The sequence below is a fragment of the Pandoraea pneumonica genome (genome assembly GCF_902459645.1).
GTDB classification, from domain to species: Bacteria; Pseudomonadota; Gammaproteobacteria; order Burkholderiales; family Burkholderiaceae; genus Pandoraea; species Pandoraea pneumonica.
The window spans coordinates 422,172-436,427 of the sequence record NZ_CABPSK010000004.1; the positions used below are offsets into that span (position 1 = coordinate 422,172).

Annotated in this window: 11 protein-coding genes; 9 read left to right on the plus strand and 2 right to left on the minus strand. The window is 63.7% G+C overall.

Annotated elements, in window-relative coordinates:
• The first annotated feature begins 54 nt into the window (after window positions 1–54).
• Window positions 55–645 carry a PaaI family thioesterase gene (locus tag PPN31114_RS21000; protein WP_150681453.1) on the plus strand — a complete coding sequence of 197 codons (591 nt, stop codon included), beginning with the start codon at window positions 55–57 and terminating at the stop codon, window positions 643–645.
• Between the two features lie 120 nt (window positions 646–765).
• On the opposite strand, the gene PPN31114_RS21005 is transcribed toward PPN31114_RS21000, so the two are convergent.
• Window positions 766–2,565 carry a cation:proton antiporter gene (locus PPN31114_RS21005; protein ID WP_150681454.1) on the minus strand — a complete coding sequence of 600 codons (1,800 nt, stop codon included), beginning with the start codon at window positions 2,563–2,565 and terminating at the stop codon, window positions 766–768.
• Between the two features lie 452 nt (window positions 2,566–3,017).
• On the opposite strand from PPN31114_RS21005, the gene PPN31114_RS21010 reads away from it, so the two are divergent.
• The 4 genes from PPN31114_RS21010 (at window position 3,018) to PPN31114_RS21025 (ending at window position 6,550) form a co-directional block, all read left to right on the plus strand.
• Window positions 3,018–3,704, plus strand: coding sequence for a DUF2848 domain-containing protein (locus PPN31114_RS21010; protein WP_150681455.1), 687 nt, complete (start codon window positions 3,018–3,020; stop codon window positions 3,702–3,704).
• Between the two features lie 14 nt (window positions 3,705–3,718).
• A complete protein-coding gene (locus PPN31114_RS21015) occupies window positions 3,719–4,402 on the plus strand; it encodes a GntR family transcriptional regulator (RefSeq protein ID WP_150681456.1) in 684 nt (227 codons plus the stop codon).
• Window positions 4,403–4,404: 2 nt separating this feature from the next.
• The gene (locus PPN31114_RS21020) at window positions 4,405–5,790 is read left to right on the plus strand and encodes an amidase (RefSeq protein WP_150681457.1); all 1,386 of its coding nucleotides are present in this window, start codon (window positions 4,405–4,407) and stop codon (window positions 5,788–5,790) included.
• 247 nt (window positions 5,791–6,037) lie between these two features.
• A complete protein-coding gene (locus PPN31114_RS21025) occupies window positions 6,038–6,550 on the plus strand; it encodes a disulfide bond formation protein B (RefSeq protein WP_150681458.1) in 513 nt (170 codons plus the stop codon).
• Window positions 6,551–6,631: 81 nt separating this feature from the next.
• Here PPN31114_RS21025 and PPN31114_RS21030 read toward each other — a convergent pair whose 3' ends face one another.
• Window positions 6,632–7,627, minus strand: coding sequence for a LysR substrate-binding domain-containing protein (locus tag PPN31114_RS21030; protein ID WP_246182672.1), 996 nt, complete (start codon window positions 7,625–7,627; stop codon window positions 6,632–6,634).
• A 210-nt stretch (window positions 7,628–7,837) separates the two neighbouring features.
• On the opposite strand from PPN31114_RS21030, the gene xdhA reads away from it, so the two are divergent.
• The 4 genes from xdhA (at window position 7,838) to PPN31114_RS21050 (ending at window position 13,973) form a co-directional block, all read left to right on the plus strand.
• The gene (xdhA, locus tag PPN31114_RS21035; RefSeq protein ID WP_150681459.1) at window positions 7,838–9,310 is read left to right on the plus strand and encodes a xanthine dehydrogenase small subunit; all 1,473 of its coding nucleotides are present in this window, start codon (window positions 7,838–7,840) and stop codon (window positions 9,308–9,310) included.
• Between the two features lie 13 nt (window positions 9,311–9,323).
• Window positions 9,324–11,672 (plus strand): xanthine dehydrogenase molybdopterin binding subunit, encoded by a 2,349-nt coding sequence (gene xdhB, locus PPN31114_RS21040; RefSeq protein WP_150681460.1) that lies wholly within the window; start codon window positions 9,324–9,326, stop codon window positions 11,670–11,672.
• On the plus strand, window positions 11,672–12,799 hold the full coding sequence (gene xdhC, locus PPN31114_RS21045) for a xanthine dehydrogenase accessory protein XdhC (protein WP_246182673.1): 1,128 nt from the start codon (window positions 11,672–11,674) through the stop codon (window positions 12,797–12,799). Before xdhB ends, xdhC begins: the two co-directional genes overlap by 1 nt.
• 133 nt (window positions 12,800–12,932) lie before the next feature.
• Entirely contained in the window at window positions 12,933–13,973 is a 1,041-nt protein-coding gene (locus tag PPN31114_RS21050) for an adenosine deaminase (RefSeq protein WP_150681461.1), read from the plus strand.
• Window positions 13,974–14,256 lie beyond the last annotated feature (283 nt).

Here is a 14,256-nt window from a genome sequence, read left to right on the forward strand (position 1 = left end):
GCTTCTATAATCGCCTGACATGCCTATCATTATAAAAGTTACGAGGAAGACGTCATGACGCAGAGTGCCCCCCATCTGAAACCCGTCAACGCCGACGCCGCTGCGGTACTTGCCCAGTGGGAAGCCGACGAAGCCGCCGTTCGGGCGCGCGTCGAGCGCGACGGTCCGGCGCGCTATGGCGTGGCGACGCCCTCGGATGTGATTGGCCTGTCCGGCAACGAGATCTTTCAGGCGATGTTCGAGGGCAAGCTGCCCATGCCGCCGATCAGCGAGACGCTCGGGTTCATTGCCATGGACATTGCCGACGGTCACGCGGTGTTTCAGGGCAAGCCGGCGCTGCCGTACTACAACCCGCTCGGCTCGATCCACGGCGGCTGGTTCGCCACGCTGCTCGATTCGTGCGTCGCGTGCGCCATTCACTCGACGCTGCCCGCCGGGCGCAGCTACACCACGCTGGAACTCAAAACGAACATGGTGCGCGCCCTCACGCGCGACGTGCCGCTCGTGCGCGCCGAAGGCAAAGTGATTCAAGTTGGCCGCCAAGTGGGCATTGCCGAAGGCCGCATCGTCGGACCGGACGGCACGCTGTACGCTCACGCGACCACCACTTGCCTGATCTTCGATTTCCCGCCGCGAAAAGCGTAAGCGCCCACACGGTTGCCGACATGAAAAAGCCCGCCGGAGGGGATCCCCCGGCGGGCTTTCTCGTTAGCGATTCCGTTCAATCGTTACGGCGCGAAACGCTTCACGCCGTAACAAGGCAATTTAGTGCGACGACCCGCCACCGCCATGCGGCCCGTTGCCTTGATCGGCGTCGGGTTGATGCTCCAGCGTTTCCTTGAGCGCGATTTGCAGCTTCGCGTGCATACGCACGAACCAGCTACGCATCACAATCGCCAGCACCACCGTCCCGGCGAGGATCAGCACGATCATCTCGGTCGACGGCAGAATGCTGGCCGAGAGCGCCGCCACGAGCAGAATCACCCCAACCATCGCCGCAATCGGCAGAATCTCGGCGACCACGCGGCGCACTTGCAGTGTGTAGCGCCCGGTCAGGCTAGGCGGCACCGACAACTCGACGAGCAGCAGCGAGAGCGACTTGAGCTTGCGATACACCGCAATCAGGAACGGCAGCGACAACACCAGCGCCCCGCCCCACACCACTGCGCTTTGCAGGCTTGGGTCACGCACCCACGGCGACATCAGTTCGGCCAGACGGCGGTAGAAGAACGCGCCCCCGAGGAAAATCGTCACGACGAGCGCCAAATTGATCGCCACGCTCATCACAATGCGCCGCACGATTCCCACGATGGCTGCGCTATCCCCCGTAAGCTGAATGCTTTGCAGCCACTGCGTGTACTGCCCGAGCACATACGACAAACGCCCCGGCATCACGCGGCCCAACCAGCCAGTGAACGGGTCGGCACCACGAATCAGATACGGCGTGAGCAGCGTCGTGATGACCGACACGGCCACGGCAATCGGGTATAGAAAGTCGCTCGTCACCTTCAGCGACAGGCCCAGCGAGGCGATGATGAACGAGAACTCACCGATCTGCGACAGGCCCATGCCCACGCGCATCGACGTGCGGCCGTCCTGCCCCGACATGAACGCACCCAGTCCGCACGACACGATCTTGCCGACCACCACCGCCACCGTAATCACCAGAATCGGCACGATGTACGTGGTGAGCACATGCGGGTCGAGCAACAAGCCGATGGTCACGAAGAAGATCGCGCTGAACATGTCGCGCAGGGGGGCCACCAACCGCTCGATGGTGTGCAACTCCCGCGCCTCGGCCATGATCGCGCCGATGAGAAACGCGCCGAGCGCCACGCTGTAGCCCATCTGAATGACCAGCAGACAGAAGCCGAAGCACAGCCCGAGCACCACCACGAGCAGCATTTCGTCGCTCTTGAACTTCGCCACGTAACCAAGAATGCGCGGCACGAGCAGAATGCCCACGACGAGCGACACGACCATGAACAGCAGCAGTTTGCCCAGCGTGAACGTCGCTTCGCCCGCATCGACCGAGCCGCTGATGGCAATCCCCGAGAGCAGCGCGATCATGCCGATGGCGAGCACGTCTTCCACGATCAGCACACCGAAGATGAGCTGCGCAAAGCGCTCCTTCTTCATGCCGAGTTCGTCGAGTGCTTTCACGATGATGGTGGTCGACGAAATCGCGAGCATGGCCCCGAGGAAAATCGAGTCCATCGCATTCCAGCCGAAGAAGCGGCCGATCTCGTAACCGATCCAGAGCATCAGCACGATTTCAGTCAACGCGGCGACGAACGCCGTCACGCCCACGCGTGCGAGCTTGCGCAAACTGAATTCCAGCCCCAGCGAGAACATCAGGAACACGACCCCGAGTTCGGCCAGAATGCCGATCGTCTTCTCGTCGTGTATGAGGGCAAACGGCGGTGTGTACGGGCCGATGATCACGCCCGCCACGATATAGCCGAGCACGACCGGTTGCCGGAACCGGTTGAAGATGACCGTCACGATGCCTGCCAGCAGCATGATGACGGCCAGGTCCTGAATGAAGTCGATGGCGTGATGCATCCGATACGTTCTCCCCGCGGCGTGTTTCGCCGGTATTACTGTTCTTGACGACGCCCACGCGCCGCGCTGCAACCCGAAGGCCGCCGCGGCAACACAAGGCGTGATGCTTGATAAAGGTGGGACGCCGGCTGACTTCCCGCCGGCTTGATAGACGTTGCGCTCGGCCGCATTGGCGGATTTTTCCGCCGGACCGCCGGTTTGATGCATGCCCCGTTCGAATGCAGTGAACCGCGATCCGATACGCAAAGCACGGTGCAAAGCATGGTACAAACCGCGCGCCGACCCAATATACGCGATGGGCGGAGACGCGCGCAACCCATGATTGACGGGGCTCTTCACAAAAAATTCCCGTCGTATGCCACTTCCGATGAAATTTTTTTACTTGCGTTTTGTCGCGTCGCGCTGTGAAATATCACACAAATATCAATTGAATTTCACAGGAGTGCGTTTTCATGAGTTCCCGTTTGTCGTTTGGGGTGCCGCAAGGTGGCGCATCCTCGTCGGTCGACGTACGTGTCGATTCGTTGATCATCGCCGGCTGGGCCGGGCGCGATCGCGATGCCGTCGAGCATCACATTGCCGAGTTGGCGGCGCTCGGCGTGCGCCGTCCGTCGACCACGCCGTGCTTTTACCGATTGGCCCCGGCCTTGCTCTCGCAGGACAACGCCATCGACGTGGTCGGCCAAACCAGCAGCGGCGAAGCCGAATGCGTGCTGGTGCAAAGCGAGGCGGGATTGCTCGTGAGCGTGGGTTCCGACCACACCGACCGGGAAGTCGAAGCGTATGGCGTGACCGTATCGAAACAGGTTTGCGGCAAGCCCGTCGCGCGCACCGCGTGGCGCTTCGCCGACGTGGCCGATCACTGGGATCAGTTGGAACTGCGCTCGTGGGTCACGCGCGGCGGCGAGCGTCACCTGTATCAGGAAGGCACGGTGGCGGGCTTGCTTTCGCCGCAGGAATTGATGGCGAAACTGGGCGCGAACGGCTTGCCTATTGGCGCGGCGATGTTCTGTGGCACACTCGCTGCCATTGGCGGTGTGGCCGGCGGCGAGGCATTCGAGATCGAATTGCGCGACCCGGTCCTCGACCGCGCCATCCGGCACCGCTACGCCACGCAGGCGCTGGCGATCGCCGACTGATTTCCCCCGATTCGATGCTCAACCACACGCCCGACGTTTCCCTGTCTCCTGCCGCTGCGCCCGCCGACGGGCGCAGTCTCACCGAGCGCGCCTACGAGGCGATCAAGCACGACATCATCACCTTGCGCTTACGGCCGGGCGAGACGCTCAACGAGGCGCAATTGATGCAGTCGACGGGGCTCGGGCGCACGCCGGTGCATCAGGCCATGCACCGTTTGGCGCTCGAAGGGTTGCTCGTGATCCTGCCGCGCAAGGGCGCGATGGTCGCGCCGGTCTCGCTCAACGACGCGTTGGAAATCATCGACGTGCGCATGATCAACGAGACTTACTGCGTCGAACTGGCCGCGCGCGCCGCGACACCGGGCGACCTCGCGGCCATCGAAGCGGTACTGGCGCGATCGCGCGCGGCGATTGCGTCGCGCGATGTAGCGCAGATGATGGCCATCGACCGGGACTTCCATCTGGCCATCTCGCGCGCCTCGCGCAACCAGACGTTGGCCGAGTTGCTGCGCGGCCTGCACGAGCGCTCGCTGCGCTTCTGGTTTCTGGCGCTGTCGTCCCCGAGCCATCTGGAAGGCGTGTACGAGGAGCATCTCGAACTGTATGAAGCCTTGGCGGCACACGACGCCGAGCGCGCACGCCGGGCGATTACCCGGCATATCGAAGAATTCCGCACCCATATTCTGAAAGCGATCTGAACATGAGCCACGACGCCATCGATCTGAAACGCCCCCTGTCCGAACTCGCCGCCGCCCTCGACAGCGGCCGCACCACCAGCCGTGCCCTGACCGAGCAAGCGCTGTCGCGCATTGCCGATCCGGCGGGTCAAGGCAACGTCGTCTTCACGCAAGTCGATGCCGACGCCGCACGCGCCGCCGCCGATGGCGCAGACGCCCTGCGCCGCGCTGGCGTGCGTCTGTCGCCGCTGATGGGCGTGCCGGTGTCCGTCAAAGATCTGTTCGATGTGGCCGGACAAGTCACGCGCGCCGGGTCCACGGTACTCGCCGACGCAGCACCAGCCACGCACGACGCCCCGGCTGTGGCGCGTCTGCGTCAGGCGGGTGCGGTGATCGTTGGGCGCACCAATATGACCGAGTTCGCGTTTTCCGGGCTGGGTCTGAACCCGCACTACGGCACCCCGCGCTCGCCGTGGCAGCGCGAGACCGGCCACGTCGCTGGCGGCTCGTCGTCGGGTGCTGCGGCGTCCGTGGCCGATGGCATGGCAGCCGTCGGTCTGGGCACCGACACCGGCGGCTCGATCCGCATTCCGTCGGCGTTCTGCGGCCTGACCGGCTTCAAGCCGACGGCCTCGCGCACGCCGCGCGATGGCGCCGTGCCGCTGTCGACCACGCTGGATTCGGTCGGACCGATCGGCCGCTCCGTCGACTGCTGCGCGTGGGTCGACGCCATTCTGTCGGGTCAGCCGGTCGTTGAAGCGCCTTCGGCCCCGCGCTCGCTCAAGGGCATGCGTTTTGGCGTGCTGACCAACTATGTGCTCGACGGCGCAGAACCGGCCGCCCTTGCCATCTATGAGCGTGCACTCGCCACGCTGGCGAAAGCGGGCGCAACGCTCGTCGAATTCACGTTCGCCCCCTTCGACACGCTGCCGACGATCAACCGCTTCGGTTTTTCGCCGATTGAAGCGTTCGCATGGCATCGCAAGCTGCTGGCTGAGCGCGCCGATGGGTACGACCCGCGCGTGCTGGTCCGCATTCGCAAGGGCGAGCCCGCGAGCGCCGCCGACTATATCGACCTGATCGCCGCGCGAGCCGCGCTCATCGGGGCAGCGAACCCGGTTTGGCAGAGTTTCGACGCTGTGCTGTGCCCGACCGTGCCGCTCACGCCCCCGGCCATCGGCCCGCTGGAAGCCAGCGACGAGACCTTCACGGCGACCAATGCGCTGGTGCTGCGCAACCCCACGGCGATCAATATGATCGACGGCTGCGCGTTCTCGCTGCCGTGTCAGGCGGCGGGAGAAGCGCCGATTGGCCTGATGGTGAGCGGTGCTGCGGGCGACGATGCCCGTCTGTTCCCGGTCGGCCGCGCCATCGAGCAGACGTTGCGCGGCGCCGGTCTGGGCCACTGATCCCGGGGCCGGGGCGATGCCTCGGCCGGGTTCGGTGCCACCTTTTCGGGAACCCTGCGCGTTTTGATAGCTCGCAGGAGAGGCAAACGTCCGCTTTTTGGGCAGAAAGTTCCGTAATTTTTCGTCTCACGCACGAATCGACGCGGGGTTACAATGCCAGCCCAAGTGCCCAACGCCCGCATCATACGGGCGTTTGCGAGCATCAGCGTGCCGTCTGTTATCCGATAGTCCACCCGCCCGAAGTGACATGAACGCTCAAATCGAACCGGCCCTGCGCCGCGAACGCTCGTTGTATTTCCTGCTCACCCTCGTCTGCCTGGCTTTGCTTGGCGGCGCGCTGTACTTCCAATACGTGTTGCACGAAGACCCCTGCCCGCTGTGCATTCTGGCGCGTTACGCGCTGGTGCTCATTGCGATCTTCGGGCTGGTCGGTGCGGTGTCGCGCGGTTGGGGCGGCATTCAGTTCGCGCGCGTGCTCGCGGCGTTGTCCGCGATTGGCGGCATGGCGGCGTCGGCCTATCTGATTTACGTGCAGGCCAACCCGATGGTGAGTTGCGGCTACGACGTCGTCGAGGCGTTCGTCGACGCCCTGCCCACCTCGCGCATGCTGCCGCAGGTCTTCCAAGTGCAGGGGATGTGCCAGACCATGTACCCGCCGATTCTCGGCCTGACGCTGCCGATGTGGTCGCTCGCCGCGTTTGTCGTGATTTTCTTGGCGTTGGCGCTGCATCGTCCGCGCCGCGCGATTTCGTTGCGCTAAGACGGTAGTTTTTGCTTCAGTACCGGGCCGCCGCTCAGGCGGCCCGTCTGCGCAGCAGGGGCATCAAGGGCATCAAAGGTCTCAGGGCCGCCCAGCCAATGTGGTGTCGCCCGCGCCATTCCCACCCATCCCTGCGCCAACGCCAACCGCGCCCGCCGCATCCAATTCCGTCGCCACTTCCGCCACACGCCGGCGCAGCCACGTCACTTCCGGGGCCGCGTGCGTCCGTTCGTGCCAAAGCTGATAGAAGCGCATCGGCGGGAACTGGAACGGCGACGGCAGCACGCGAATCGGCAAATAGCGCGCATAGTGCTGCGCAAACTGGCGACCGGTGGTGAACACCAGATCGGTGCGCATCAGCACGTACGGGACGAGCCCGAAATACGGCATCGTCATTTGAATGTTGCGCCGCAACCCCTGCTCCGCCAGACAGCCGTCGATGAAGCTCTGACGCTCCGCCACGTAAGGTGTGGGCGCCAGATGCGGCAGCTCCAGATAGTGCTTGAGCGAGATGCCCTTGTTGGCGAGCGGATGCTGCGCGCCGAGCATGCACACCACTTCGTCGTCGAACAGACGCGACATATGCAGTTGCGGCGGCGGTTCGAGCCAGTTGCCGATCACGACGTCGAGCGAGCCGTTTTCCAGCGCCCCGGCGTAGTCGAATCCCGCGTTGATCGGCTGAACGTGCAATCGGGCCGACGGCGCGTCACGACGCAGCACTTCGGCAATATTGGGCAGGAAAACCGCGTCGAGATAGTCGGGCGCGCCCAGCCGGAAGGCCCGCGTGGTGGTCTGCGGGGCGAATTCCGTAGCGGGATGGGTAATCCGGTCGATGGCGGCGAGCGCGTCGGTGGCAAAGCCCAGCAATTCCCGGCCGCGCTCGGTGGCGACCATGCCGCTCTTGCCGCGCACCAGAATGGCGTCGCCGGTAATTTCGCGCAGGCGGCGCAGCGAGTTGCTCACGGCTGGTTGCGACTGCCCCAGCTTGAGCGCCGCGCGCGAGACACTTTGTTCGGTAAGCAGCGTATGGAGCACCCGCAGCAGGTAGGCGTCGATCTGTTCGCGGGGTCTTTGCATGGGGCTTGGGGGCTCGGTGGACGTATAAAACGTCTGATATCAGGGGGATGGGCCATAGTTTATGACAATGCCGCGTCATCGGGGCGACCGAATAGCCATCATCATGGCCCCGAAATATTTACCTCCCGCGCCGGTGCTATCTTCGCCTCATCCCCATGCCGGAGCAGTCCCGGCACATCGACAACAATTCACTGCACTACACTGAGAATCATGGAGACACAACCCATCCGCTTTTATTACCGCGGCAAGGTGCACGAGGTCACGGGCGAGGACACGACCCGCACCGTGCTCCAGTACACCCGCGAAGACCTGCATTGCACCGGCACCAAAGAGGGTTGTGCCGAAGGCGACTGCGGTGCCTGTACTGTTGTGATCGGCGAATTGGCCGGCGATGGCGATGTGTCTCTGCGCGCGGTCAACGCATGCATCCAGTTTCTCCCCACGCTCGACGGCAAGGCTCTGTTCACCGTAGAAGACCTGCGCGCGCCCACGGGCGAGCTGCACCCGGTGCAACAGGCGCTGGTCGACTGCCACGCCTCGCAATGCGGCTTCTGCACACCCGGCTTCGTGATGTCGCTGTGGGCCATGTATCTGAACCGCCCCGAATCGGCCGGCTGCCCGAGCCGCCGCGAAATCGACGACGTGCTCTCCGGCAACTTGTGCCGCTGCACCGGCTATCGCCCGATCGTCGACGCGGCTCAAAAGATGTACGACCTGCCGCGTCACGAGTTCGACCGCGCAGCCCTCGCCAAACAGCTTCAAGCGCTGCAACGCGGCGAGATGCTGAGCTACGAGCACGATAACCACCTGTTCCACGCACCGCGCACGCTTGCCGAGCTGGGCACGCTGCGCGCCGCCCACCCCGAAGCGCGCATTCTCGCGGGCAGCACCGACGTGGGCCTGTGGGTCACCAAGCAATTCCGCGATCTCAAACACCTGATTTATATCGGTCAAGTGGCGGAACTGCGCGAGATTTCGGAAGGTCCGAACGGCATCTATGTCGGCGCAGGCGCCCTGCTCAACGATGCTTTCGATGCCTTGGTCAAGCACTACCCCGAACTGGCCGAACTGCGTCAGCGCTTCGCCTCGTTCCCGATTCGCAATGCGGGCACGCTGGGCGGCAACGTCGCCAACGGCTCGCCAATCGGCGACTCCATGCCGGGCCTGATCGCGCTGGGCACCTCCATCGTGCTGCGCCGTGAAGACCGCGTGCGCGAAATGCCGCTCGAAGACTTCTACATCGCATATCAAAAGAGCGCGCTGGAAGCGGGTGAATTCGTGCAGGGCATTCGTGTGCCGTATCCGGGCACCGCGCAGCGCTTCCGCACTTACAAGCTTGCCAAGCGCTTCGATCAGGACATCTCGGCCGTGTGCGCCGCCTTCGCTGTGGAACTCGACGGCGATATGGTGCGCTCGGCGCGCGTAGCCTTCGGCGGTATGGCTGCCACGCCCAAGCGCGGCGCGGCCATTGAAGCCGCGCTGAACGGTCAGCCTTGGAACGAGGCGAGCGTGCGTGCGGCGATGGCTGCGCTGCCGACCGACTATCAGCCGTTGTCGGATATGCGGGCAACGAGTGCTTACCGGCTCGCGGGCGCGCAGAATCTGCTGTATCGTTTTTTCCTGGAAACGCGTACCGACGCGCCGCTCGCGGCACACGAGGTCAATGCGTTCGCCACTGTCTGACCGGAGTTGCCCCATGAACACGCAAGTTGAAGGCTTCATGACGCAGACCGGCACCACCACGGCAAAGAGCGCCCAGGTGGGCCGCTCGCGTCCGCACGAATCGGCAGTGCTCCACGTGGCAGGCGAAGCCACTTACACCGACGACATTCCCGAAGTACAAGGCACGCTGCACTGCGCACTGGGCCCGTCGCCCAAGGCGCATGCCCGTATCGTGTCGCTCGATCTCGAGGCCGTGCGCAATGCGCCGGGCGTGGTGGCCGTGCTGACCGCCGCCGACATCCCCGGCGTGAACGATTGCGGCCCGGTCATTCACGACGACCCCATTCTTGCCGACGGCATCGTGCAATACATCGGCCAGCCGATGTTTGCCGTGGTCGCCGAATCGCACGACGCCGCGCGCCGTGCGGCACGTCTGGCAAAGGGCGAATACGAAGACTTGCCCGCCATTCTCACGCCGCAGGCCGCCAAGGCCGCGGGTGCCGGCGTGTTGCCGCCGTATCACCTGTGCCGTGGCGACGCCGATGCCGCGCTGCAAGCCTCGCCGAACCGTCTGACGGGCACGTTCGAGTGCAATGGGCAGGAGCAGTTTTATCTCGAAGGGCAGATTTCGTACGCCATTCCGAAGGAAAACGATGGCGTGCACGTCTACTGCTCGACGCAGCACCCGACCGAAATGCAGATGCTCGTCTCGCACGCGCTGCACTGGCATAGCCATCAGGTGCTGGTCGAATGCCGTCGCATGGGCGGCGGGTTCGGCGGCAAGGAATCGCAATCGGGCCTGTTCGCCTGCGTCGCCGCCTTGTGTGCCACGCGCCTCAAGCGCCCCGTGAAGCTGCGTCTCGATCGCGACGACGACTTCATGATGACGGGCAAGCGCCACGGCTTCTACTTCGAATACGACGTGGGTTTCGACGACACGGGCCGCATTACCGGCGCGAAAGTCGACATGACCCTGCGTGCTGGCTTTTCCGCCGACCTGTCGGGCCCGGTTGCCACGCGCGCGATCTGCCACTTCGATAACGCGTACTACGTGCCCGATGCCGACCTGCGCGCGCTGTGCGGCAAGACCAACACGCAGTCCAACACGGCATTCCGTGGTTTTGGCGGCCCGCAAGGCGCGCTGATCATGGAAGTGTTGCAAGACGCCATCGCGCGCCGACTGGGCAAAGACGCCCTCGACGTGCGCCGCGTGAACTTCTACGGCACGACCGATCGCAACACCACGCCGTACGGGCAAACCGTGAAGGACAACATCATTCACGAGCTCGTCAGCGAACTGGAAACCACGAGCGAATACCGCGCGCGCCGCGAAGCCGTGCGCGAGTTCAATCGCACGAGCCCGGTGCTGCGCAAGGGCCTAGCGCTCACGCCGCTCAAGTTCGGTATCTCGTTCAACGTGCAGGCTTTCAATCAGGCCGGTGCGCTGGTGCACGTCTACCGCGATGGCTCGATGCTGGTCAATCACGGTGGCACCGAGATGGGGCAAGGCCTGAACACCAAGGTGGCGCAAGTCGTGGCGCACGAGTTGGGCGTCGATCTCTCGCACGTTCGCGTGACGGCGACCGACACCAGCAAGGTGGCGAACACCTCGGCCACGGCGGCTTCGACCGGCGCCGACTTGAACGGTAAGGCCGCACAGAACGCCGCATGGCAGATTCGCCAGCGACTCGCCGCGTTTGCTGCGCAGAAGTACGGTGGCTCGGCCGACGACGTGCGTTTCGAGAACGACGTTGTCAGTGCGAACGGCACCGACGTGGCGTTCCCGGACCTCGTGGAAGCGGCCTACTGGGCGCGCGTACAACTGTGGTCGGACGGCTTCTACGCCACGCCGGGCCTGTCGTGGGACGCCGCGAAGATGAACGGCAACCCGTTCTACTACTTCGCGTACGGCGCGGCCGTCTCCGAAGTGGTGCTCGACACGTTGACCGGCGAGTGGCGTCTGCTGCGCGCCGACGTGCTGCACGACGCGGGTAAGTCGATCAACCCGGCGCTCGACATCGGGCAGGTGGAAGGCGCGTTCATTCAGGGTATGGGCTGGCTGACGACCGAGGAATTGTGGTGGAACAAGGACGGCAAGCTGATGACGCATGCCCCGTCCACGTACAAGATTCCCGGCATTAGCGATTGCCCGACCGACTTCCGTGTGGCGCTCTTCGAGAACACCAACGTCATGGATTCGATCCACCGCTCCAAGGCCGTTGGCGAACCGCCGCTGTTGCTGCCGTTCTCGGTGTTCAACGCGCTGCGCGATGCGGTCGCGAGCGTGAACGACTATCGCGACGAACCGGTGCTCAATGCGCCGGCCACGTCCGAAGCGCTGCTCATGGCGATTACCGAGTTGCGCACGCGGAGCGCCGCCTGATGCATCGCTGGGTCGACGCCGCCCACAAACTGCTCGCGCGCGGTGAAGCCGCGGTATTGGTCACGATCGCGCGCGTGGAGGGGTCGGCACCGCGCGAAGCGGGCACGCATTTGCTCGTCACGCGTGAGCATGTGTGGGAGACCATCGGCGGCGGCCATCTCGAATGGCGTGCGATGGAAGTCGCGCGTCAACTGCTCAAGCAGTATGGGCAACAGGGCGGACGCCATCTCGAGCGTTTCGCCTTGGGCCCGAGTCTGGGCCAGTGTTGCGGCGGTGCCGTCACGCTGGCCTTCGAAGTGCTGACCCTCACCGACTTGGCGTGGGTCAGCGCCTTGCATAAGCGGCTGAGCGCAGGCGAATCGAGCCTGCGCAGCGTCGCCTTCGGCGCGCCCGGTGCCAATGCCGTGGCGAGCCAACAGCAAGGCGGCCCGGTGTTGCTGACCGAACTCGATGCAAACGAGCCGTTGGCACACCCGCACACGCTGACACGCGATGCCGACGACGCCGCGTGCGCTTTTTGGCAAGGCAGCGACGGCTGGCTGTGGTTGAGCGAGCGGCTGGCACCCAGCGACTTTCATATCGTGCTGTTCGGCGCAGGTCATGTCGGCCAAGCCATCGTGCAGGTGCTGTCCACCCTGCCTTGCCGCGTCACGTGGGCCGACGAGCGCCACGAGACCTTCCCCGAAACCGTCCCGCCCAACACCGTCGTCGAATCGACCGATACGCCCGAAGCCGTCGTCGCCGATGCGCCGCCGGGCGCGTACTTCCTGGTGATGACGCACAACCATGCGCTTGACCAGCGGCTGTGCGAAGAGATCTTCAAACGCGAGGATTTCGCGTATTTCGGGCTGATCGGTTCCATGACGAAGCGCCGCCAGTTCGAGCACCGTCTGCGCGACCGGGGCGTGCCGCCCGAGCGTTTCGAGCAGATGATTTGCCCGATTGGTGTGGCTGGCATCACCGGCAAAGCGCCCGCGACCATTGCCATTGCCGTCGCCGCCCAGTTGCTGCGCGTGCGCGAACAGCAAATGCGCCTGAGCGCGCCAGCGGGCACCACGGATGACGCTGCGGCGAACCGTAGCGACACCCCCGCCATCAGCCCCGAGCGTGCCGGCGCGTCGATCTGACTCGCGGCATTTCACCGATTGCCCCGGCTTACCTCACGCTTCGCACGCCCGACGCGCGCTCAGACACACGTGACCGGCACAGGCATGCGACGGTAGAATCCCGCCCAATCCCCCAACGAGAACATTACATTCCATGCCACTCACGCCAGAACTCGCCAAGACTATCTGCGCCATGCCCAAGGCGGAGCTGCATTTGCATATCGAGGGCACGCTGGAGCCCGAGTTGATTTTCCGGTTGGCTGAACGCAATGGCGTCAAGCTGCCGTATCCGAGCGTAGAGGCGTTGCGCGACGCGTACGCCTTCACCGATCTGCAATCGTTCCTCGACATCTATTACGCGGGCGCGAGCGTCTTGCTGACCGAAGACGACTTCAGCGACATGACCCGCGCGTACATCGAACGCTGCGCGGCAGACAACGTCCGTCACACCGAAATCTTTTTCGACCCGCAGACGCATACGGCGCGCGGCGTCTCCATCGAGACCGTCATCAACGGCATCGAGCGCGCGTTGGTCGAAGCCGAGACTCAGCACGGCATCACGAGCCGTCTGATCCTGTGTTTCCTGCGCCATTTGCCGGAAGAGGATGCATTGCAGACGCTGGAGACGGCGCTGCCGTACTTCAACAGCCATGGGCATCGTTTGATCGGTGTCGGGCTCGATTCGTCGGAACAGGGTCATCCGCCGTCGAAATTCACACGCGTGTTCGAGCGTTGCCGTGCGCTGGGTTTGCGCATCGTGGCGCACGCTGGCGAAGAAGGCCCGCCCGCGTACATTCACGAAGCGCTCGACAATCTGCGTGTCGAACGTGTCGACCACGGCGTGCGCGCGATTGAAGACGAGGCATTGCTGGATCGCCTGGCACGCGAACGGATCGCGTTGACGGTATGCCCGTTGTCGAATGTGCGTTTGAAAGTCTTCGAAGACATGGGGCAGCACACGTTGCATCAGTTGTTGAAACGCGGTTTGGCCGTGACCATCAACTCGGACGATCCCGCGTATTTCGGCGGTTATTTGAACGAGAATTTCCTGGCCACGTTTAATGCGCTCGATATGACGATGGACGATGCGTACACACTGGCGCGCAATAGCTTTGAGGCGTCGTTTATCGATGAAAGCGCAAAGCGCGCGCTAATCGACGAATTGGAACGATTCCGCGCAGCAAACCCGACGTAAGCGTGTATTAAACGCGCTGCGCTCACCAAAAACGCCCGAAACCTTTTCGGGCGTTTTTTTATGGTTTGCACGGGAATATGAGACGTCAATCTGAGAACGAAACTCGCGCCGCGAGAATGTCAGCACGATGTATTAGCCCCGGGTGATGTCCGACATTCCGCATAAGGAATATTTTCAACAGATGCGAATGCTATTTTTCGAGCGTGCCCAAATGCGCGCTCTTCGGTGCCCCCACATCGATGCGTCAAAAAAAGCACTCGACATCTAAGAACATCGGAGACAA

Coding starts and splice junctions, on each gene's coding strand:
- PPN31114_RS21000 (WP_150681453.1), top strand. CDS start 55: ATGACGCAGAGTGCCCCCCATCTGAAACCCGTCAACGCCGACGCCGCT.
- PPN31114_RS21005 (WP_150681454.1), bottom strand. CDS start 2,565: ATGCATCACGCCATCGACTTCATTCAGGACCTGGCCGTCATCATGCTG.
- PPN31114_RS21010 (WP_150681455.1), top strand. CDS start 3,018: ATGAGTTCCCGTTTGTCGTTTGGGGTGCCGCAAGGTGGCGCATCCTCG.
- PPN31114_RS21015 (WP_150681456.1), top strand. CDS start 3,719: ATGCTCAACCACACGCCCGACGTTTCCCTGTCTCCTGCCGCTGCGCCC.
- PPN31114_RS21020 (WP_150681457.1), top strand. CDS start 4,405: ATGAGCCACGACGCCATCGATCTGAAACGCCCCCTGTCCGAACTCGCC.
- PPN31114_RS21025 (WP_150681458.1), top strand. CDS start 6,038: ATGAACGCTCAAATCGAACCGGCCCTGCGCCGCGAACGCTCGTTGTAT.
- PPN31114_RS21030 (WP_246182672.1), bottom strand. CDS start 7,627: ATGCAAAGACCCCGCGAACAGATCGACGCCTACCTGCTGCGGGTGCTC.
- xdhA (WP_150681459.1), top strand. CDS start 7,838: ATGGAGACACAACCCATCCGCTTTTATTACCGCGGCAAGGTGCACGAG.
- xdhB (WP_150681460.1), top strand. CDS start 9,324: ATGAACACGCAAGTTGAAGGCTTCATGACGCAGACCGGCACCACCACG.
- xdhC (WP_246182673.1), top strand. CDS start 11,672: ATGCATCGCTGGGTCGACGCCGCCCACAAACTGCTCGCGCGCGGTGAA.
- PPN31114_RS21050 (WP_150681461.1), top strand. CDS start 12,933: ATGCCACTCACGCCAGAACTCGCCAAGACTATCTGCGCCATGCCCAAG.